Origin of the sequence: Paenibacillus dauci, from assembly GCF_000971985.1 — a bacterium.
GTDB lineage: Bacteria > Bacillota > Bacilli > Paenibacillales > Paenibacillaceae > Saccharibacillus > Saccharibacillus dauci.
This window is the reverse complement of record NZ_LAQQ01000001.1, coordinates 1,185,823-1,202,244: the sequence shown is the minus strand read 5'-3', so window position 1 is coordinate 1,202,244 and position 16,422 is coordinate 1,185,823. Positions and strand designations below refer to the sequence as shown.

Sequence of the window (16,422 nt, the reverse complement as noted above, 5' to 3'; positions counted from 1 at the left end):
TGAAGCGTAATGTACGCTCGAAAACAGGAGGAACTTAAACTATGTTATGGCATGAACTGACTATACATACAACTGAACAAGCAGTGGAGATGATCTCCAACTTTCTGCATGAAGCAGGCGCAGGCGGTGTAACGATCGAGGAATCGGGTACACTGAACAAGCCGCGCGACACATCTTATGGACAGTGGTACGAAATGCCGCTTAATGATATTCCCGAAGGACTGGCTGTCGTCCAGGGATATTTTGCCGAAGCGACCGATATGGATGCTATTGCTGCCGAGATCGGTGAACGCACCAGTCAGCTCAAAGAGTTCGGCATTGATGCAGGCGTGGCGACCATTTCAGTGAAGACCGTGGATGAGGATGACTGGGCCAATGCCTGGAAGCAGTATTTTAAGCCGATTCGTGTATCGGAACGTCTGACCATCAAGCCTACCTGGGAAGACTACACCCCCGAGAGTCCGAAGGAACAGATTATCGAACTTGATCCGGGTATGGCATTTGGTACGGGCACACATCCGACGACTTCCCTCTGTCTGCGCACACTGGAGACCGTTATTCATGGCGGCGAAGAAGTGATTGATGTAGGTACAGGTTCCGGTATTCTGGCGATTGGTGCGATGAAGCTGGGAGCAAAAAGTGTGCTGGCACTGGATCTCGATCCTGTGGCTGTATCCAGTGCCGGAGAGAATACGCGCCTGAACGGGCTGGAGCAGGACATTACGGTCTATGAGAGTGATCTATTGTCCGTACTCAAAGCAGACCCGGACAGCCTGAATGTGAAGCTTAACGTCACGCTGCCGGTACAGGTAGTTGTAGCCAATATTCTGGCAGAGATTATTCTGCTCTTTATCGATGATGTCTATGAAGCACTCAAGCCGGGCGGTGTCTATATCGCTTCCGGTATTTATAAAAACAAAGAAGACGATGTACGTCAGGGACTGGAAGCTGCCGGTTTTGTAGTGGAAGGTGCGCATCGTGATGAAGACTGGATCGCATTTGTAGCGAGAAAGAGGTAAGGAATGGATTTTCTGAATAACGTCTTATTTGTACCCTTGAATATTTTGCCGTTTTACGTGCTGGCACTCGTAATCGGCTTTACGGTACATGAATTTTCACATGCCTATGTTGCCAACAAGTTTGGTGATCCTACAGCGCGGCTGTTGGGACGGGTAACACTGAATCCGGCTGCCCATATCGATCTGCTCGGTATGATTCTGCTGCTGATTGCAGGGTTTGGCTGGGCACGTCCAGTGCCGGTGAACCGGGAGAACTTCAGTCGTCCGCGTCTGATGGGGATTCTGGTATCTGCAGCAGGGCCGGTCAGCAATCTGCTGGTTGCGCTGCTGACGGCGATTATCTACTATGCACTGAATTACTTTGGGCTGATCGGTTCGTTTGCCAATAACCGGATTGATATTGCCATTTATACTTTTGTGGAATATATGATTCTGATGAACTGCTTCTTGTTTATCTTCAATCTGATCCCGCTGCCGCCACTGGATGGTTATCGCATCCTGTCCGATTGGCTGCCTCCGCGCATCAGTGTACGTCTGCAGCGCGTCGAGCAGTGGGCCATGCTGCTGTTCCTGCTGCTTGTCTTTATCCAGCCGCTGCGGGCCGTAACAATTCAACCTCTGTATCAGCTTGCCAATACGCTGGGTGGAAGCTTCTATACCCTGGGTAATCTATTATTTGGTGGTTGATACCAAATAACCAAACAATCTTGATTGTATGATAAATATGTACTTTATACCGCTGACTGGAGTTTATTCCGGTTAGCGGTATTTTTGCTTTTCATGAAATTCATGAAGATCAATATTCTTCTTATTGGGTACTAACAGGAAGAAGCGTGAAAATGCTTTGCAATCAAAAAGGATAAATATGAACAATTATTGAACTTTCACAAGGTGCCATGAACACTTCAAATGGGCAAGAAAACTAATAATCTCCTATAAAAAGGAAGAGAATTCCTTTCCAAAATGAAGATTAAGTGAAGTCACCCACATCGCTTGACATGACCCTGTGTATAGTATGATAATGATTCTCAGATTATACTTATTCTAATTACATTTTAGGATAACCAAAAAATATTGGAATCAGGAGGAATTTTATTATGTCTCTTATCGGTAAAAAAGTAGATGGTTTCAACGCAAAGGCTTTCCACAATGGTGAGTTCATCGATGTATCCGAACAAAACTTCCAGGGTAAATGGAGCGTTGTATGCTTCTATCCTGCTGACTTCACTTTCGTATGCCCAACTGAACTGGGTGATCTGCAAGATCAATACGCTACACTGAAAAACCTGGGCGTAGAAGTATACTCCGTATCTACAGATACTCATTTCACACATAAAGCATGGCATGATCATTCCGATGTAATTGGCAAAATCGAATACATTATGATCGGTGATCCTTCCCAGCGCATTTCCCGCATCTTCGACGTTCTGGACGAAGAAGAAGGTCTGGCACAACGCGGTACATTCATTATCGACCCAGAAGGCATTGTTCAAACCGTTGAAATCAATGCTGACGGTATCGGCCGCGATGCAAGCACACTGGTAGACAAAATCAAAGCAGCTCAATACGTTCGCAACAATCCGGGTGAAGTTTGCCCTGCAAAATGGAAAGAGGGCGCTGAAACCCTGAAACCAAGTCTGGATCTGGTTGGTAAAATCTAAGTTTAAACTGAAACGTTTAACAGTAAGGAGCATGAGCAAATGGTATTAGATGCAGAAATGAAAGTCCAATTGTCGCAGTATCTTCAGATGCTGGAAAGCGACATCGTGCTGAAAGTCAGCGCTGGCGATGATAAAACATCCCAGGAAACGCTGGCACTCCTTGACGAACTGGCTGCCATTTCGCCGCGCATCCAAGTGGAAACAGCTGTACTGGAACGTACGCCAAGCTTCAGTGTAAACCGTGTAGGCGAAGACACCGGTGTTATATTTGCCGGTGTTCCGCTTGGTCACGAGTTCACTTCACTGGTCATGGCTCTGCTTCAGGTAAGCGGCCGTGCGCCGAAAGTAGATGACAGTCTGATCGCTCAGGCGAAAGCAGTCAAAGGCCCATACACATTTGAATCGTATGTCAGCCTGACTTGCCATAATTGTCCGGATGTCGTTCAGGCACTGAACATTCTGAGTGTACTGAATCCGAACATCAAGCATACGATGATCGAAGGCGGCGCATTCAAGCATGAAGTAGACAGCAAGAATATCATGGCAGTGCCTACCGTATTCCTGAATGGCGAGCCGTTCGGCAGTGGACGCATGTCCCTGCAGGATATTCTGTCCAAACTGGGCGCAGGCCCGGATGCAGATGAACTGTCCGAGAAAGCTCCGTATGATGTGCTTGTAGTTGGTGGCGGTCCTTCCGGCTCCAGCGCAGCGATCTATGCAGCACGTAAAGGTATCCGTACCGGTCTTGTAGCCGACCGCTTTGGCGGTCAGGTGATGGATACAGTCGGTATCGAGAACTTTATCAGTGTGAAATACACTGAAGGTCCAAAACTCGCAGCCAGCCTGGAAGAACATGTGAAGGAATACGGCGTAGATATTATGCCTTCCCTGCGTGCCAAGCGTCTCGAGAAAAAAGACCTGGTTGAAGTAGAACTGGAAAACGGTGCGGTACTGAGAAGTAAAACCGTTATTCTGTCCACCGGCGCACGCTGGCGCAATATCGGCGTACCAGGTGAAGAAGAATTCAAAAACAAAGGCGTAGCGTACTGCCCTCACTGTGACGGTCCGCTGTTCGAAGGCAAGCATGTAGCTGTCATCGGCGGTGGTAACTCAGGTATCGAAGCAGCGATCGACCTCGCTGGTATCGTTAAGCACGTTACTGTTCTTGAATTTGCTTCGGAACTAAAAGCCGATTCGGTTCTGCAGGATCGTCTGTATAGCCTGCCGAATGTAACGGTTATCAAAAACGCGCAAACCAAAGAAATCACTGGTGACGATACGGTTAACGGTATTACCTATATCGATCGTGACACGATGGAAGAGCAGCATGTGAAACTGCAGGGCGTATTCGTTCAAATCGGTCTGGTGCCTAACACCGACTGGCTGAAAGATACACTCGAACTGACTCGCATGGGCGAAATCGTCGTAGACAAACACGGTGCAACCAGCCTGCCTGGCGTATTCGCTGCCGGCGACTGCACAGACAGTGCCTATAAGCAGATCATCATCTCCATGGGCTCCGGTGCTACCGCAGCACTGGGCGCATTTGATTACATGATCCGCAACTAATTGATGCAGACAACCGCTAATTTGGCAAAAGATAACCCGCTGTTATGCTCCTTGCTTTTATTAGTGGTTGGAAGTACAAATGCAATTTCAAAAACTCCCTTTTCCGTACCCGGATCATCCGGTGCAGGAAAGGGAGTTTTTTCGTGATTCGAATCTGCGCTACTTTGATCCCGGTGCCAAAGTGGCATGGCAAAAGGATTCCGGTATACAATTTGAACTGAAACCCTAGCCCTCACTGTCCAAAAGTTGTATGATAGGGATTCAGGTATTTCACTCCAATAGGGTGCTGTATGGCCTTGAGAAGTCCGGCTTGTCTATACAGACCGGGCTATTTGAATGTCATTCGGAGAACGTATATTGTATCTATTGAAGTGATGAAGCAGGCTGTATAAGAGAGCACAAATGTTATAGTGGATACCAATCGATGGTACACCAATCAGCTACACCATTATAGTACGAAAATGTCATACAGAAAGTGGATGAGCGATGCAGCGATATTTTGTACCGGCACAGCAGTTCAGTGAGCATGAAGTGACGATCACGGGTGATGATGCGCGGCATATTATAAGAGTAATGCGTTCACAAGAAGGCGATAAGCTGATTGCTTGTGATGGCAACCAATTGGATGTATTGGCCGAGATCAGTAGTATGGATGAAGGTGTCGTTACGGCACGCATTATGGAACGGTTGGAGCAGCTGTCCGAAGCAACCGTACAGGTTACGATTGCCCAGAGTCTGCCCAAAGGCGACAAAATGGAGACCGTGATCCAGAAATGCACGGAGCTTGGAGCTGCAGTGTTTGTTCCTTTTTTGTCAGAGCGTACAGTCGTACAATACGATTCACGCAAAGAAGAGAAGCGTATCCAGCGCTGGAGCAAAATTGCCAAGGAAGCTGCAGAGCAGAGCCATCGCAGCCGTATTCCGCAGATTGGTCAGCCACTTAGCTGGAAGCAGCTGCTGGCGACGTTTGCGCAGTATGACCTGATCTGCTTTTGTTATGAAAAGGAAAATGGCAGCCAGCTGCGCGATGTGGTTCAGCCATTTGCTGCCGGATTGCAGCAGAAGCCGGATACCGCAGCGCAAGTGCTGATTGTAGTGGGACCGGAAGGCGGATTTGCCGAACAGGAAGTGGAGGCTGCTGAGCAGCATGGTGCTGTACCTACTGGACTTGGCAGACGCATTCTTCGCACAGAGACAGCGGCGATGACAGCGCTGGCTTGCATTATGTATGAAACCGGAGAAATGGGAGGAATTTAACTTATGCCATCTGTAGCGTTTTACACGTTGGGCTGTAAAGTCAACTTTTATGATACTGAAGCCATATGGCAGCTGTTCAAAAATGAAGGCTATGACCAGGTCGATTTTGAAGAACAGACTGCGGATGTATATGTGATTAATACCTGTACCGTAACCAATACCGGAGACAAAAAAAGCCGTCAGATTATCCGTCGTGCAGTACGCCGCAACCCGGATGCCGTTATCGCAGTCACCGGCTGCTATGCACAGACGTCCCCGGCTGAGATTCTGGATATTGAAGGGGTCGATCTGGTGGTAGGTACCCAGGATCGCGACAAGCTGATGGATCATATTCGTACCCTGCAGAGCGAGCGTCAGCCGATCAATGCTGTGCGCAATATTATGAAGACACGCGAATTCGAAGAACTGGATGTGCCAGACTTTGCCAATCATACCCGTGCTTTCCTCAAAATCCAGGAAGGCTGCAACAACTTCTGCACATTCTGTATTATTCCATGGTCTCGCGGGTTATCCCGTAGCCGCGCAGCGAGCAGTGTAATTGCCCAGGCGCATCAACTGGTAGCAGCAGGTTATAAAGAAATTGTGCTGACCGGGATTCATACCGGCGGTTACGGAGATGATCTGGAAGATTATGATCTGGCTGATCTGCTCTGGGATCTGGACCGTGTCGAAGGACTGGAGCGTATCCGAATCAGTTCGATCGAAGCCAGCCAGATTGACGAGAAAGTGCTGGATGTACTGAATCGCTCCTCGAAAATGTGCCGTCATTTCCATATCCCGCTGCAAGCAGGCGATGATAACGTTCTGAAACGGATGCGTCGCAAATACACTGTAGCGGAATATGCGGAGAAAATCCGCCGCATTCGCCAGTCGATGCCGGATGTAGCCATTACAACCGATGTGATTGTAGGCTTCCCGGGTGAGACCGAAGAAATGTTCCAAAATGGCTATGAGATGATGAAGTCGATCGGATTCTCCGAGATGCACGTGTTCCCTTATTCCAAACGTACCGGCACACCGGCTGCACGAATGGAAGATCAGGTGGATGAAGAAATAAAGAATGACCGTGTACATCAGCTGATCGATCTTTCCGAGCAGATGCAGCTGTCCTATGCCGAGAAATTTGTAGGTCATGTACTCGATGTAATTCCTGAGAACAACGACAAAGGATTATACGGTGAAGGCATGATTGCCGGTTATAGCGACAACTATTTACAGATTGCTTTTGAAGGATCGGAAGATCTGGTAGGCAAGCTGTGCCGCGTAAAACTCACCGAGCCCGGTGTCAACACAAGCAAAGGCCAACTGGTTCGTGTATTGGAACAGACTCCAACTCCACTGGCCCAGTAGGAACTTTTATATCGTTTTATAACAGACAGGATACGACGAAAGGATTTCACTTTACCGTTCGGTTAAGGTGAAATCCTTTGTTTTGATCAAGCATGCATCTGTGTGCATACACACAACCGGCAGCCAATTAGCAAGTTGACGGGCTGTACGGACTTTATGAGGGAGTGACCACCATTGGCAAGCATTATTTTGCATCAGAAACGTAAAAAAAGACTCGAACAGGGACATCCATGGGTATTTGAAGGCGAGATTGCCGAGGTGGAAGGTCAGCCGGAACCCGGTCAGATCGTCAGCATTTTGAATCACCAGCGCAAATTTTTGGCTTCCGGTTATTACAACCCGGCATCCCGTATTACTGTACGCGTAGTATCCCATCAACCACTGGAAGGTCTGGATACTGCCTTTTTTGCAGAACGATTTGAATGGTGCCTCAAGCATCGGACACGCTTTTTGGGTGAAGAAAATGCATATCGACTCGTCTACGGAGAAGCGGATTTTCTGCCAGGATTGATTGTAGACCGATTCGGCGAGATTCTGGTTGTGCAGCTGTTGACACTTGGTATGGATCGTCGTCGTCAGCAGATTATCGATGCGCTGGTACAGGTGATGCAGCCTGCCGGTATCTACGAACGCAGTGATGTATCGGTACGCAAACTGGAAGGACTGGAAGAAGTAAAAGGTGTAATGTACGGAGAGTGCCCGCGTCATGTGACGGTATCCGAGAACGGACTGCTGATCAAGGTCGATATTGAAGAAGGTCAGAAAACCGGCTATTTCTTCGACCAGCGGGAGAACCGCGCTTCGATTGCACCACTGATGCTGGGCTGGGGCGAACGCAGCGGTATTCAGCTGACCGAGGTGGAACAGGATGGGGAGCAGGCAATGCTGCCTGTTAACCGCAAAGGTAAAGTCGTCGATTTCCCTTATTGGGACGGCGCTACGGTGCTGGAATGCTTTTCCCACACCGGCAGCTTCACACTGAATGCATGTAAATACGGAGCCAAAAAAGTAACCTGTCTCGATATTTCGGCTCATGCGATCGAGAGTGCACGTGAGAATGTACGCCTGAACGGATTCGAAGAACGGGTAGAATTTGTAGTTGATGATGCGTTTGACTATCTGCGTAGCAATGCCAAGGGACTGGAAGAACGCAATCAGCGTGCAGCTGCCGATTCGGGACAGGATACGTCCAAGCCGATGACAGCTGGTGGCGGACGGAGCTGGGATGTGGTCATTTTGGACCCGCCTGCTTTTGCCAAAACCAAAAGTGCGGTACCCGGCGCCGTTCGTGGGTATAAAGATATTAACCTGCATGGCATGAAGCTTGTTAACGAGGGTGGTTATCTGGTAACGGCGAGCTGTTCTTACCATATGCGTCCTGATCTGTTCCTGGAGACGATCCAGGATGCAGCCAAAGATGCCGGCAAGGTACTACGTCTGGTAGAATGGCGAGCAGCCGGCAAGGATCATCCACAGATTCTTGGCGTCAACGAAGGTCATTATCTGAAATTTGCGATCTTTGAAGTACGCAGCAAAAACTTTTAAATTATAATTGGATCAAGATCGGCAGTCTTCAACCAAGATGAATGATTGATCTCATAATCCCCTCTTCCGAGACACACTATATCGTGTATTGCAGGCAGAGGGGATTTACATATGAAGACTGCATATTGGTGAACAGGATTGAATTTCCCACCGAATTGTATTACTCTTAATAAGATAGATATAGGAACAAGTGTTCTTTTTTGTTGAGGTTTTCAACGAGTATACGTACAGGTTTGAATATAGATTTTATTTTGCAGGAATGAAGGTGATTTGATGCCACTCAAGTTTATGCTCGGTCGTTCCGGTAGCGGCAAGACGACCACAGTTATTCAGCGAATTATCGACCAGATTAAGGAGCAGCCGGATGGTCCACCTATTCTGCTACTGGTACCGGAGCAGGCGTCATTCCAGGCGCAGTATGCACTGATTCGTACACCGGAGCTGCGGGGAAATGTGCGGGCACATACGTATGGTTTCCGCCATTTTGCCGAGTGGATCCTTCGGGAGACCGGCGGATCGGCACGCACGCCTATTGGAGACGAAGGCAAAAAAATGCTCTTATACAAGCTGATTCATGCTTATCAGCCGGAACTCCGGTTATTTGGCGCATCCAGTGATCAGTTTGGATTTATCGGTAAACTAAGTGGATTATATACCGAGTTCAAGCATCATGCGCTGACTTCGGAAGAACTGGCACGCTATGTACAGCAGCCGGGAGCACAGCGCTCGCCGCTACTAAGTGACAAGCTTCATGATCTCCAGCGCATTTACCAGGAGTACGAGCAGGGATTGGCAGGACTATATGTGGATCGTGACGATACACTGACTGATCTGGCCGCGGCTATTCCGCAATCGGAAACTCTCAATAATGTAGAAGTATGGATCGATGGGTTCCATAGCTTCAGTCCACAGGAATATGCAGTAATCGCAGCCCTGCTGGAAAAAGCGGTATCGGTAACAATCACCCTTACACTGGATCGTACCTATGATCAGGAGCCACCCCAGGAGATGGAGCTATTCCATCCGACAGCGCTAACGTATCGCAAACTGTCCCAGCTGGCAGAAGCGCTGGACGGAGCTGCTCTGCCATCAATCGAGAATCTATCGGCATCTCCCGATAGTGTACCGGTTCGTTTTCGCGGCAGTTCCCAACTGGCCCATCTGGAATATGGATATCGTCACCGGAGAGTGTGGCGTCCTTCTGCTGCTGATGAGAGCACTCGGGAACAGGATATTGCGATTCACAGCGCACTGGATCGCCGTTCGGAAATAGAAGCGGCTCTGCGCGAGATGGTACGACTCGCCCGCGAAAAAGGTGCACGCTGGCGTGATATGGCATTATTCGTTCGTACACTGGACGATTATGAATCGATGATCGAGCCATTGATGCAGGATTATGATATTCCCTATTTTATTGATAAAAGACGTGGGATTCTGCATCATCCGTTGGCAGAATTCCTGCGTTCGGCGCTGGATATTGTGATGTATCACTGGCGATATGAAGATGTATTCCGCTGCATCAAAACAGGCATGCTGGTTCCGGATGACGGCCGCGTCAGTACGGAAGATCTCGACCGACTCGAAAATGCAGTACTGGCGACAGGTATTCATGGGTCACGCTGGACGGATGGACGCCCATGGCGGAATATTCCGGGCATTCATATGGAGAATGAAGAAGATCGAAGCGAAAGTCAGCGTGCGGCTGCCCAGCGTATCGAGCAGGCCCGGGAACTGGTCACCAGTCCGCTGATTACTTTTGAGAAGAAAATCAAAAAAGCACGTCATGCTACTGAAATGTGCATCGCCCTTTATCAATTGATCGAAGACTGCAATATTGCCGGACAATTGGAACAGATGAGCGGCAGTGCTGCCCTGGCAGGCGATCCGCTCCGGGCACGCGAACACGTGCAGATCTACGGCAGCATTATGGATCTACTGGAGCAGATGGTAGATATTATGGGTGAGGGTGAACTGGATCTGACCACATTTGCCGGTCTGCTGGAGACGGGATTGTCCGGTCTGCGTATGGGTATTATTCCGCCTGCGATGGATCAGGTGCTGATCGGTTCGATGGATCGTACCCGTCCAATGGATATACGATATGCATTTGTACTGGGTGTAAATGATGGGATTGTTCCTTCTGTATTTGTAGACGATGGCATTTTGAATGAGATGGAGCGGACAAGTATGTCCGATGATGGACTGGCTCTGGCGCCTGGGATTACGCGGCGTCAGCTGGACGAGCGTTTTCTGATTTATAATACGCTGACGATGGCCAGCGACAAACTGTGGATCAGTTACTCGCAGACCGATCACGAAGGCAGAGGACTGCTGCCATCGGAGGTCATTACCCAGGTACGCAGTCTGTTCCCTTTTCTGCAGCATCAACATAACCATCCGTCAGCAGAACAAGAGAGCGACCGGATTAGTCATCCGACAACCACGCTGCCGCTGTTGATCGGACAGCTGCGTGATTGGAGCAGGGGAAGCCATATGCAGCCGGCATGGTGGCATGCCTATAACTGGTATACAGCACAGGCACAATGGCAGCCCCAGCTGCATATGCTGCTTGATTCACTCTTTTATGAAAATAGTGGTCGTCAGCTGAATGAGGATACGAGCCGTCATCTATATGGAAGTGTACTGAGAACGAGCGTTTCGGGTATGGAGCAGTTCGTCTCCTGTCCGTTTGCCCATTTTGCTGCTCGTGGACTTAAGCTGCGTGAACGGCAGGAATACAGGCTCAAGGCACCGGATATCAGCAAGCTGTTCTATGCTTCTCTGACCGATTTGGCCAAAGATCTCAAAAGTCAGGGCCGTAAATGGGGAGATCTCAGCCCCGAAGAATGTATGCAGGCTGCTGAAGCTGCTGTGGACAAGCATGTGCCGCGGCTGCAGGGCGAAATCCTGTTCAGTTCCAAGCGATATGGCTATATTACACGCAAACTGCGTGAGATTGTCAGCAGGGCTTCCGTGATTATTGGAGAGCAGTCGCGTCGTGGAGACTTTGAACCATGGTATCTGGAACTGGTATTTGGTCCGAATGGGGATTGGCCGCCGCTGCGGTTCACGCTGGATAATGGCTGCACAATGGAAATTGTCGGCAAGATTGACCGTGTGGATATGGCAGAGAGCGATCAAGGACTGCTCGTGCGCATTATCGATTATAAGTCCAGTCAGACCGATCTGAAGCTGCATGAAGTTTATTATGGATTGGCACTGCAGATGCTGACCTATCTGGATGTACTGTTGACTCATGCAGAAGATATGCTGGGACAAAAAGCTTCGCCAGCCGGTGCGCTCTATTTCCATGTGCATAATCCGCTGCTGCAATCCGGCAATCGTCTGACGCTGCAGCAGTCCCAGCAGGAGCTGCTCAAGAAATTCAAAATGAAAGGTCTGCTGCTCGCTGACCGTGATGTCATTGGCCGAATGGATATGGAGCTGGACAAAGGATACTCGGCTATTTTACCGGTAGCTGTGAAGACCGATGGAGGATTCTATAGCAGCTCTGCTGTCGCTTCTCCGGATCAGTGGGATGAACTGCTGCGTAATGTCAGACAGACGGCCCGTGATATTGGAACAGGTATTACCGATGGACAGACCGATATTACACCGTACCGGATGGAACAGGAAAAAGCTTGCACATTTTGCGCTTACAAATCGGTCTGCCAGTTCGATGAATCGATCAAAGGCAATGCCTATAATATACTGAAAAAGCCAAACAAAAATGAAACGTGGGAGCTGCTGCAAAATCAGCAAAGCACGCAGAAAGGAGATCATTCCATTGACTAGTAGACCAACCGATTATCCCGAAATGCCAAGACCATTAGATAGTACATGGACCGAAGACCAGTGGAAAGCCATCTCCCTGCGTGGCGGTAATATGCTCGTCGCTGCTGCAGCCGGCTCCGGCAAAACAGCAGTGCTGGTCGAGCGGATTATCCGTCAGGTGACGGATACAGCACACCCACTCGATGTAGATCGGATGCTTGTAGCTACCTTTACCAAAGCGGCAGCGACAGAGATGCGTCAGCGGATTCGGGCTGCACTGGACAAAGAAGTGCTGCAGCGACCGGAAGATGAACGATTGCGTCGTCAATTGGCTCTGCTCGGTCAGGCTTCGATTACAACCCTGCATTCATTTTGTCTGGAAGTGATTCGTCGTTATTATTCACTGATTCCACTGGACCCGGGTTTTCGGATTGCCAGTGAGAATGAAAGCAGACTGCTGCGGCAGGAGATTCTGGAAGAGCTATTTGAAGAAAAGTACGGCGAAGAAGAAGAACGGGACTCCAAGCAGTTTCATCGTCTGATGAACTGGTTCGGCGGGGAACGAAGTGATGATGCAGCGATTGTACTGGTTGAACGGCTGTATCATTTTGCCCGCAGTCATCCATGGCCGGAACACTGGCTGCGTCAGACGGCTGCTCATTTTGAAGCTGCCGATGGAGCAGCGCTGCAGAATACTCCATGGGTGAGTTATATCATGCAGGATATCAGGGTCTCGCTGGAAGGTATGGAAGCACTACTGCAGCAAGGAATTGATACAGCGCGTCTGCCGGGTGGCCCGGCTGCCTATGCAGACAGTCTGAATGAAGATCTGGAATTGATTCATCAGCTGCAGGACGCTGTGATGCAGCAGCCATGGACAGAGCTGTATCTTACTTTCCAGAATGCCGGATTCGGCAAGCTCAAAGCAGTACGCAAGGAAGGTATTGATCCCAACCTGCAGGAGACCGTCAAGCAGCTACGGGAGAATGCCAAAAAGTCGCTGGCAGATCTGAAAACGTCCTTTTTTGGTCGTACACCGGATGAGTTCGCCCAGGAGCTGCGTGAAGCGGCTCCGCTAATGAGCGAGCTGGCTGAGTTGGTTATTCGCTTCAGTAATAAATACCAGCAGGAGAAACAACGCCGCGGTTGGGTCGACTTTTCCGATCTGGAGCATTATGCTCTGCAGATTTTGCGTGATCCGGCATCGGTGCCTGATCATGTACAGCCTTCTGCAGCCGCCCTGGAGTATCAGGAGCGATTCGATGAAGTCATGCTGGATGAATATCAGGATACCAACTCGGTTCAGGAACAGCTGATTCGTTTGATTTCCCGGCAGGAACAGGGCAACCGGTTTATGGTAGGCGATGTGAAGCAGAGTATTTACCGCTTTCGTTTGGCTGAGCCGGGATTGTTTATGGAAAAGTATCACACGTACACAGAAGACTGGCAGAGTGAGGGACGACGAATTGATTTGTCCCGCAACTTCCGCAGCCGTCAGCAGGTCGTAGATGCCGTTAATATGATTTTCCGTCAGGTGATGAATGAGAAAGTATCGGAGATTCGTTATGACGAGCGAGCTGAACTGGTGGCAGGTGCCAAGTATCCCCCTGGAGAAGAACAGGCATATGCACCGGAGTTCTGGCTGATCGATCGGACGGGTGCTGAACGAACAGCAGATGCTGAAGACACAGCAGAATTGTCTGTGGGATCTGCTGCCGACGAAGCGGAACTGGAGGCAGCGCGACTGGAAGCTCAGGCTATCGCAGCACGTGTGCGCGAGATGGTATCGCCAGATGGGCGTCCACTGATGATTTATGATAAAAGTGTAGACGGACTGCGTCCGGCTGAATATCGGGATATGGTTATATTACTGCGTTCAGTATCCATATGGGCACCTATGATCGTGGAAGAACTGCAGCTGCTTGGTATTCCTGCCTACAGTGATCTGGAGCAGGGTTATTTTGAAGCAGTGGAAGTGGATATTATGCTGTCCCTGCTGGAAATTATCGATAATCCGCAGCAGGATATTCCACTTGCTTCGGTACTGCGTTCTCCAATTGTTGGTTTGAATGAAGATGAACTGGCTGCGATCCGTCTATTTGGCAAAGACCTGTCTTATTACGAAGCGATGCTGCTGGCAGCCGAGCAGACAGCTGAACACCCAGGAAGCTGGAACAGCAAGCTTCTGCGCTTTATAGAGCAATTGTCCAATTGGCGTGCCCGGGCACGTGAAGAGGAACTGGGCGAATTGATTTGGCGGATTTACCGGGAGACCGGATATGTGGATTGGCTGGGCGGACTGCCAGGAGGCATCCAGCGGCAGAACAACCTGCGAATTCTATATGATCGTGCCCGGCAGTTTGAACGTTCCACCTCATCTCGAGGATTGTTCCGTTTCCTGCGCTTTATCCGCAGACTCAAAGATAATGGTGGCGATCTGGGATCGGCTGTATCAGGAACGCAGGAGAATGCGATTCGGGTTATGACAATTCACAAAAGTAAAGGGCTGGAATTCCCGGTCGTTTTCCTTGCTGGCATGTCCAAAATGTTCAACATGCAGGATCTGAATGCTTCTTTCCTGATGCATAAAGAACTTGGGTTTGGTCCCAAATTTGTAGATGAGGATACTCGGGTCAGTTATCCGATGCTGCCTAATCTGGCAATCCGCCGACAGGCGCTCAACGAACTGCTGGCAGAAGAGATGCGCGTACTCTATGTCGCATTGACACGTCCAAGGGACAAGCTGATCATGATCGGCACGGTACGTGGACTGGATAAGAAAATCTCAGCCTGGAGCCAGATCCAGAATTCGGATCAGCTGGAACTGCCGGATCACCTGCTGGCACGTGGACGCAGTTATCTGGATTGGCTGGGTCCAGCCATGATGCGTCACCGTTCGGCAGCCATATTCCGTGAACGAAATGAAGCAGCAGCAGGTCCTTATTCCGATTGTCTGGTAGCCGATCCATCTGATTGGCAGATTCGTATTATAGATAGCCGCGAGCTGCGTATCACGGATGAGAATGATGAACTGAGTTATGCAGGTCCACGCGAGAATGATCCCAAATGGCAGGCACTCCGGGAAAAAACCGAAGTAACACTATCACAAATCCATGACCATTTGGATACAGATACAGATACAGACACAGACACAGACACAGACACAGACACAGACACAGACACAGACACGGAGGATTGGCAAAGGGTCGTTTATGATCGTCTGTCATGGCAGTATCCTTATGAGAATGCTGTGCATACTCCGGCCAAAACTACGGTTAGTGAGCTAAAAAGACAGCTGGCAACCGAGGATGCTCCAGATGCCGATCTATGGGAAGGCATCTGGAATCTGCAGCCACTGCTGAATTCCTTTACCAAGCATAATGCAGAATCTGACCATACAGCTTTATCTACATCTTCATCTCAGCCGATGGAAGCGGCCAATAATGATACAGTAGAAGACATGACGGCCTACAAGCAGACATCGCCATCCATTCTTTATCATGACGGTACACTCAAGCTGCAGCGTCCCAAGTTTATGGAAAAACGCGGCTTGAGTGGAGCGGAACGGGGAACAGCTTATCATACGATGATGCAGCGTATTCCTCTGCATGCAGGTCCGGTTGATGCAGCGCTGGTAGATCAGGTTAGAGAGCAACTGGTGGAACTGCAGATTTTGACGCAGCCGGAAGCCAAGGCTGTAAAAACGGTGGATATTACTGCTTTCTTCGCAAGCGAACTTGGGCAGCGCCTTATCCGTTCGGAATGGGTCAGACGCGAGATGCCTTTTAGCTACGGTATTCCTGTAAATGAACAGAACGATATTATGCTTACCCAGGGGATCGTTGATTGTTTGTTCCGTGAAAATGGACGAACTATTCTCATCGATTACAAAACTGATCGCATCGCAGCTCATGAAGGTGGTCTGGCATCCCTGAAACAACGGTATCGTCTTCAGCTGGAATTATATGCACAGGCTGTTCAGGAATCGCTTGGACAGCAGGTGGATGAGTTGTGGCTTTACTTCTTTGACGGTGCAACAGCAGTTAGACTCCACGGGGACAAATAATAAGTCTACTATATATGCTTATTTTCCGTGTGCCGATCACTATTGTCTTGATCAGAATCAGTTATGAAAAGATAGGGACAGCAATATAAAGTCACTAGTATAAAATCAGTAAAAATAGAAAAGTATAATTAACTATGATCAAACGCCATTAAGCATCACTATTTGCAAAAAGCGGTGTATG

General features: G+C 49.2%; 10 protein-coding genes. All 10 read left to right on the top strand.

Features of this window, described 5'->3' with window-relative positions; translation table 11 throughout:
* Window positions 1-41 precede the first annotated feature (41 nt).
* Entirely contained in the window at window positions 42-1,019 is a 978-nt protein-coding gene (gene prmA, locus WH46_RS12580) for a 50S ribosomal protein L11 methyltransferase (protein ID WP_046226890.1), read from the top strand.
* Window positions 1,020-1,022: 3 nt separating this feature from the next.
* Complete coding sequence (locus WH46_RS12575; protein ID WP_046226889.1) at window positions 1,023-1,706, top strand: site-2 protease family protein; 684 nt, start codon at window positions 1,023-1,025, stop codon at window positions 1,704-1,706.
* Window positions 1,707-2,116: 410 nt separating this feature from the next.
* Window positions 2,117-2,680: an alkyl hydroperoxide reductase subunit C gene (gene ahpC / locus WH46_RS12570; protein ID WP_046226888.1), complete on the top strand. Its 564-nt coding sequence runs from the start codon at window positions 2,117-2,119 to the stop codon at window positions 2,678-2,680.
* A gap of 39 nt (window positions 2,681-2,719) precedes the next feature.
* Window positions 2,720-4,249, top strand: a complete 1,530-nt coding sequence (gene ahpF, locus WH46_RS12565; RefSeq protein ID WP_046226887.1) for an alkyl hydroperoxide reductase subunit F — start codon at window positions 2,720-2,722, stop codon at window positions 4,247-4,249.
* 79 nt (window positions 4,250-4,328) lie between these two features.
* Complete coding sequence (locus WH46_RS24070) at window positions 4,329-4,478, top strand: hypothetical protein (protein ID WP_156172255.1); 150 nt, start codon at window positions 4,329-4,331, stop codon at window positions 4,476-4,478.
* A gap of 257 nt (window positions 4,479-4,735) precedes the next feature.
* Complete coding sequence (locus tag WH46_RS12560) at window positions 4,736-5,506, top strand: 16S rRNA (uracil(1498)-N(3))-methyltransferase (RefSeq protein WP_046226886.1); 771 nt, start codon at window positions 4,736-4,738, stop codon at window positions 5,504-5,506.
* Window positions 5,507-5,509: 3 nt separating this feature from the next.
* Window positions 5,510-6,856, top strand: a complete 1,347-nt coding sequence (gene mtaB / locus WH46_RS12555; RefSeq protein ID WP_046226885.1) for a tRNA (N(6)-L-threonylcarbamoyladenosine(37)-C(2))-methylthiotransferase MtaB — start codon at window positions 5,510-5,512, stop codon at window positions 6,854-6,856.
* Between the two features lie 174 nt (window positions 6,857-7,030).
* On the top strand, window positions 7,031-8,401 hold the full coding sequence (locus tag WH46_RS12550; RefSeq protein WP_046226884.1) for a class I SAM-dependent rRNA methyltransferase: 1,371 nt from the start codon (window positions 7,031-7,033) through the stop codon (window positions 8,399-8,401).
* 273 nt (window positions 8,402-8,674) lie between these two features.
* Complete coding sequence (addB, locus tag WH46_RS12545) at window positions 8,675-12,196, top strand: helicase-exonuclease AddAB subunit AddB (protein ID WP_046226883.1); 3,522 nt, start codon at window positions 8,675-8,677, stop codon at window positions 12,194-12,196.
* A gap of 22 nt (window positions 12,197-12,218) precedes the next feature.
* Window positions 12,219-16,241 carry a helicase-exonuclease AddAB subunit AddA gene (gene addA / locus WH46_RS12540; RefSeq protein ID WP_046227254.1) on the top strand — a complete coding sequence of 1,341 codons (4,023 nt, stop codon included), beginning with the start codon at window positions 12,219-12,221 and terminating at the stop codon, window positions 16,239-16,241.
* Window positions 16,242-16,422: the final 181 nt, after the last annotated feature.

Excerpts from the sequence above, each read along its gene's own strand:
- prmA (WP_046226890.1), top strand. The coding sequence starts at position 42 with ATGTTATGGCATGAACTGACTATACATACAACTGAACAAGCAGTGGAG.
- WH46_RS12575 (WP_046226889.1), top strand. The coding sequence starts at position 1,023 with ATGGATTTTCTGAATAACGTCTTATTTGTACCCTTGAATATTTTGCCG.
- ahpC (WP_046226888.1), top strand. The coding sequence starts at position 2,117 with ATGTCTCTTATCGGTAAAAAAGTAGATGGTTTCAACGCAAAGGCTTTC.
- ahpF (WP_046226887.1), top strand. The coding sequence starts at position 2,720 with ATGGTATTAGATGCAGAAATGAAAGTCCAATTGTCGCAGTATCTTCAG.
- WH46_RS24070 (WP_156172255.1), top strand. The coding sequence starts at position 4,329 with ATGCAATTTCAAAAACTCCCTTTTCCGTACCCGGATCATCCGGTGCAG.
- WH46_RS12560 (WP_046226886.1), top strand. The coding sequence starts at position 4,736 with ATGCAGCGATATTTTGTACCGGCACAGCAGTTCAGTGAGCATGAAGTG.
- mtaB (WP_046226885.1), top strand. The coding sequence starts at position 5,510 with ATGCCATCTGTAGCGTTTTACACGTTGGGCTGTAAAGTCAACTTTTAT.
- addB (WP_046226883.1), top strand. The coding sequence starts at position 8,675 with ATGCCACTCAAGTTTATGCTCGGTCGTTCCGGTAGCGGCAAGACGACC.
- addA (WP_046227254.1), top strand. The coding sequence starts at position 12,219 with ATGCCAAGACCATTAGATAGTACATGGACCGAAGACCAGTGGAAAGCC.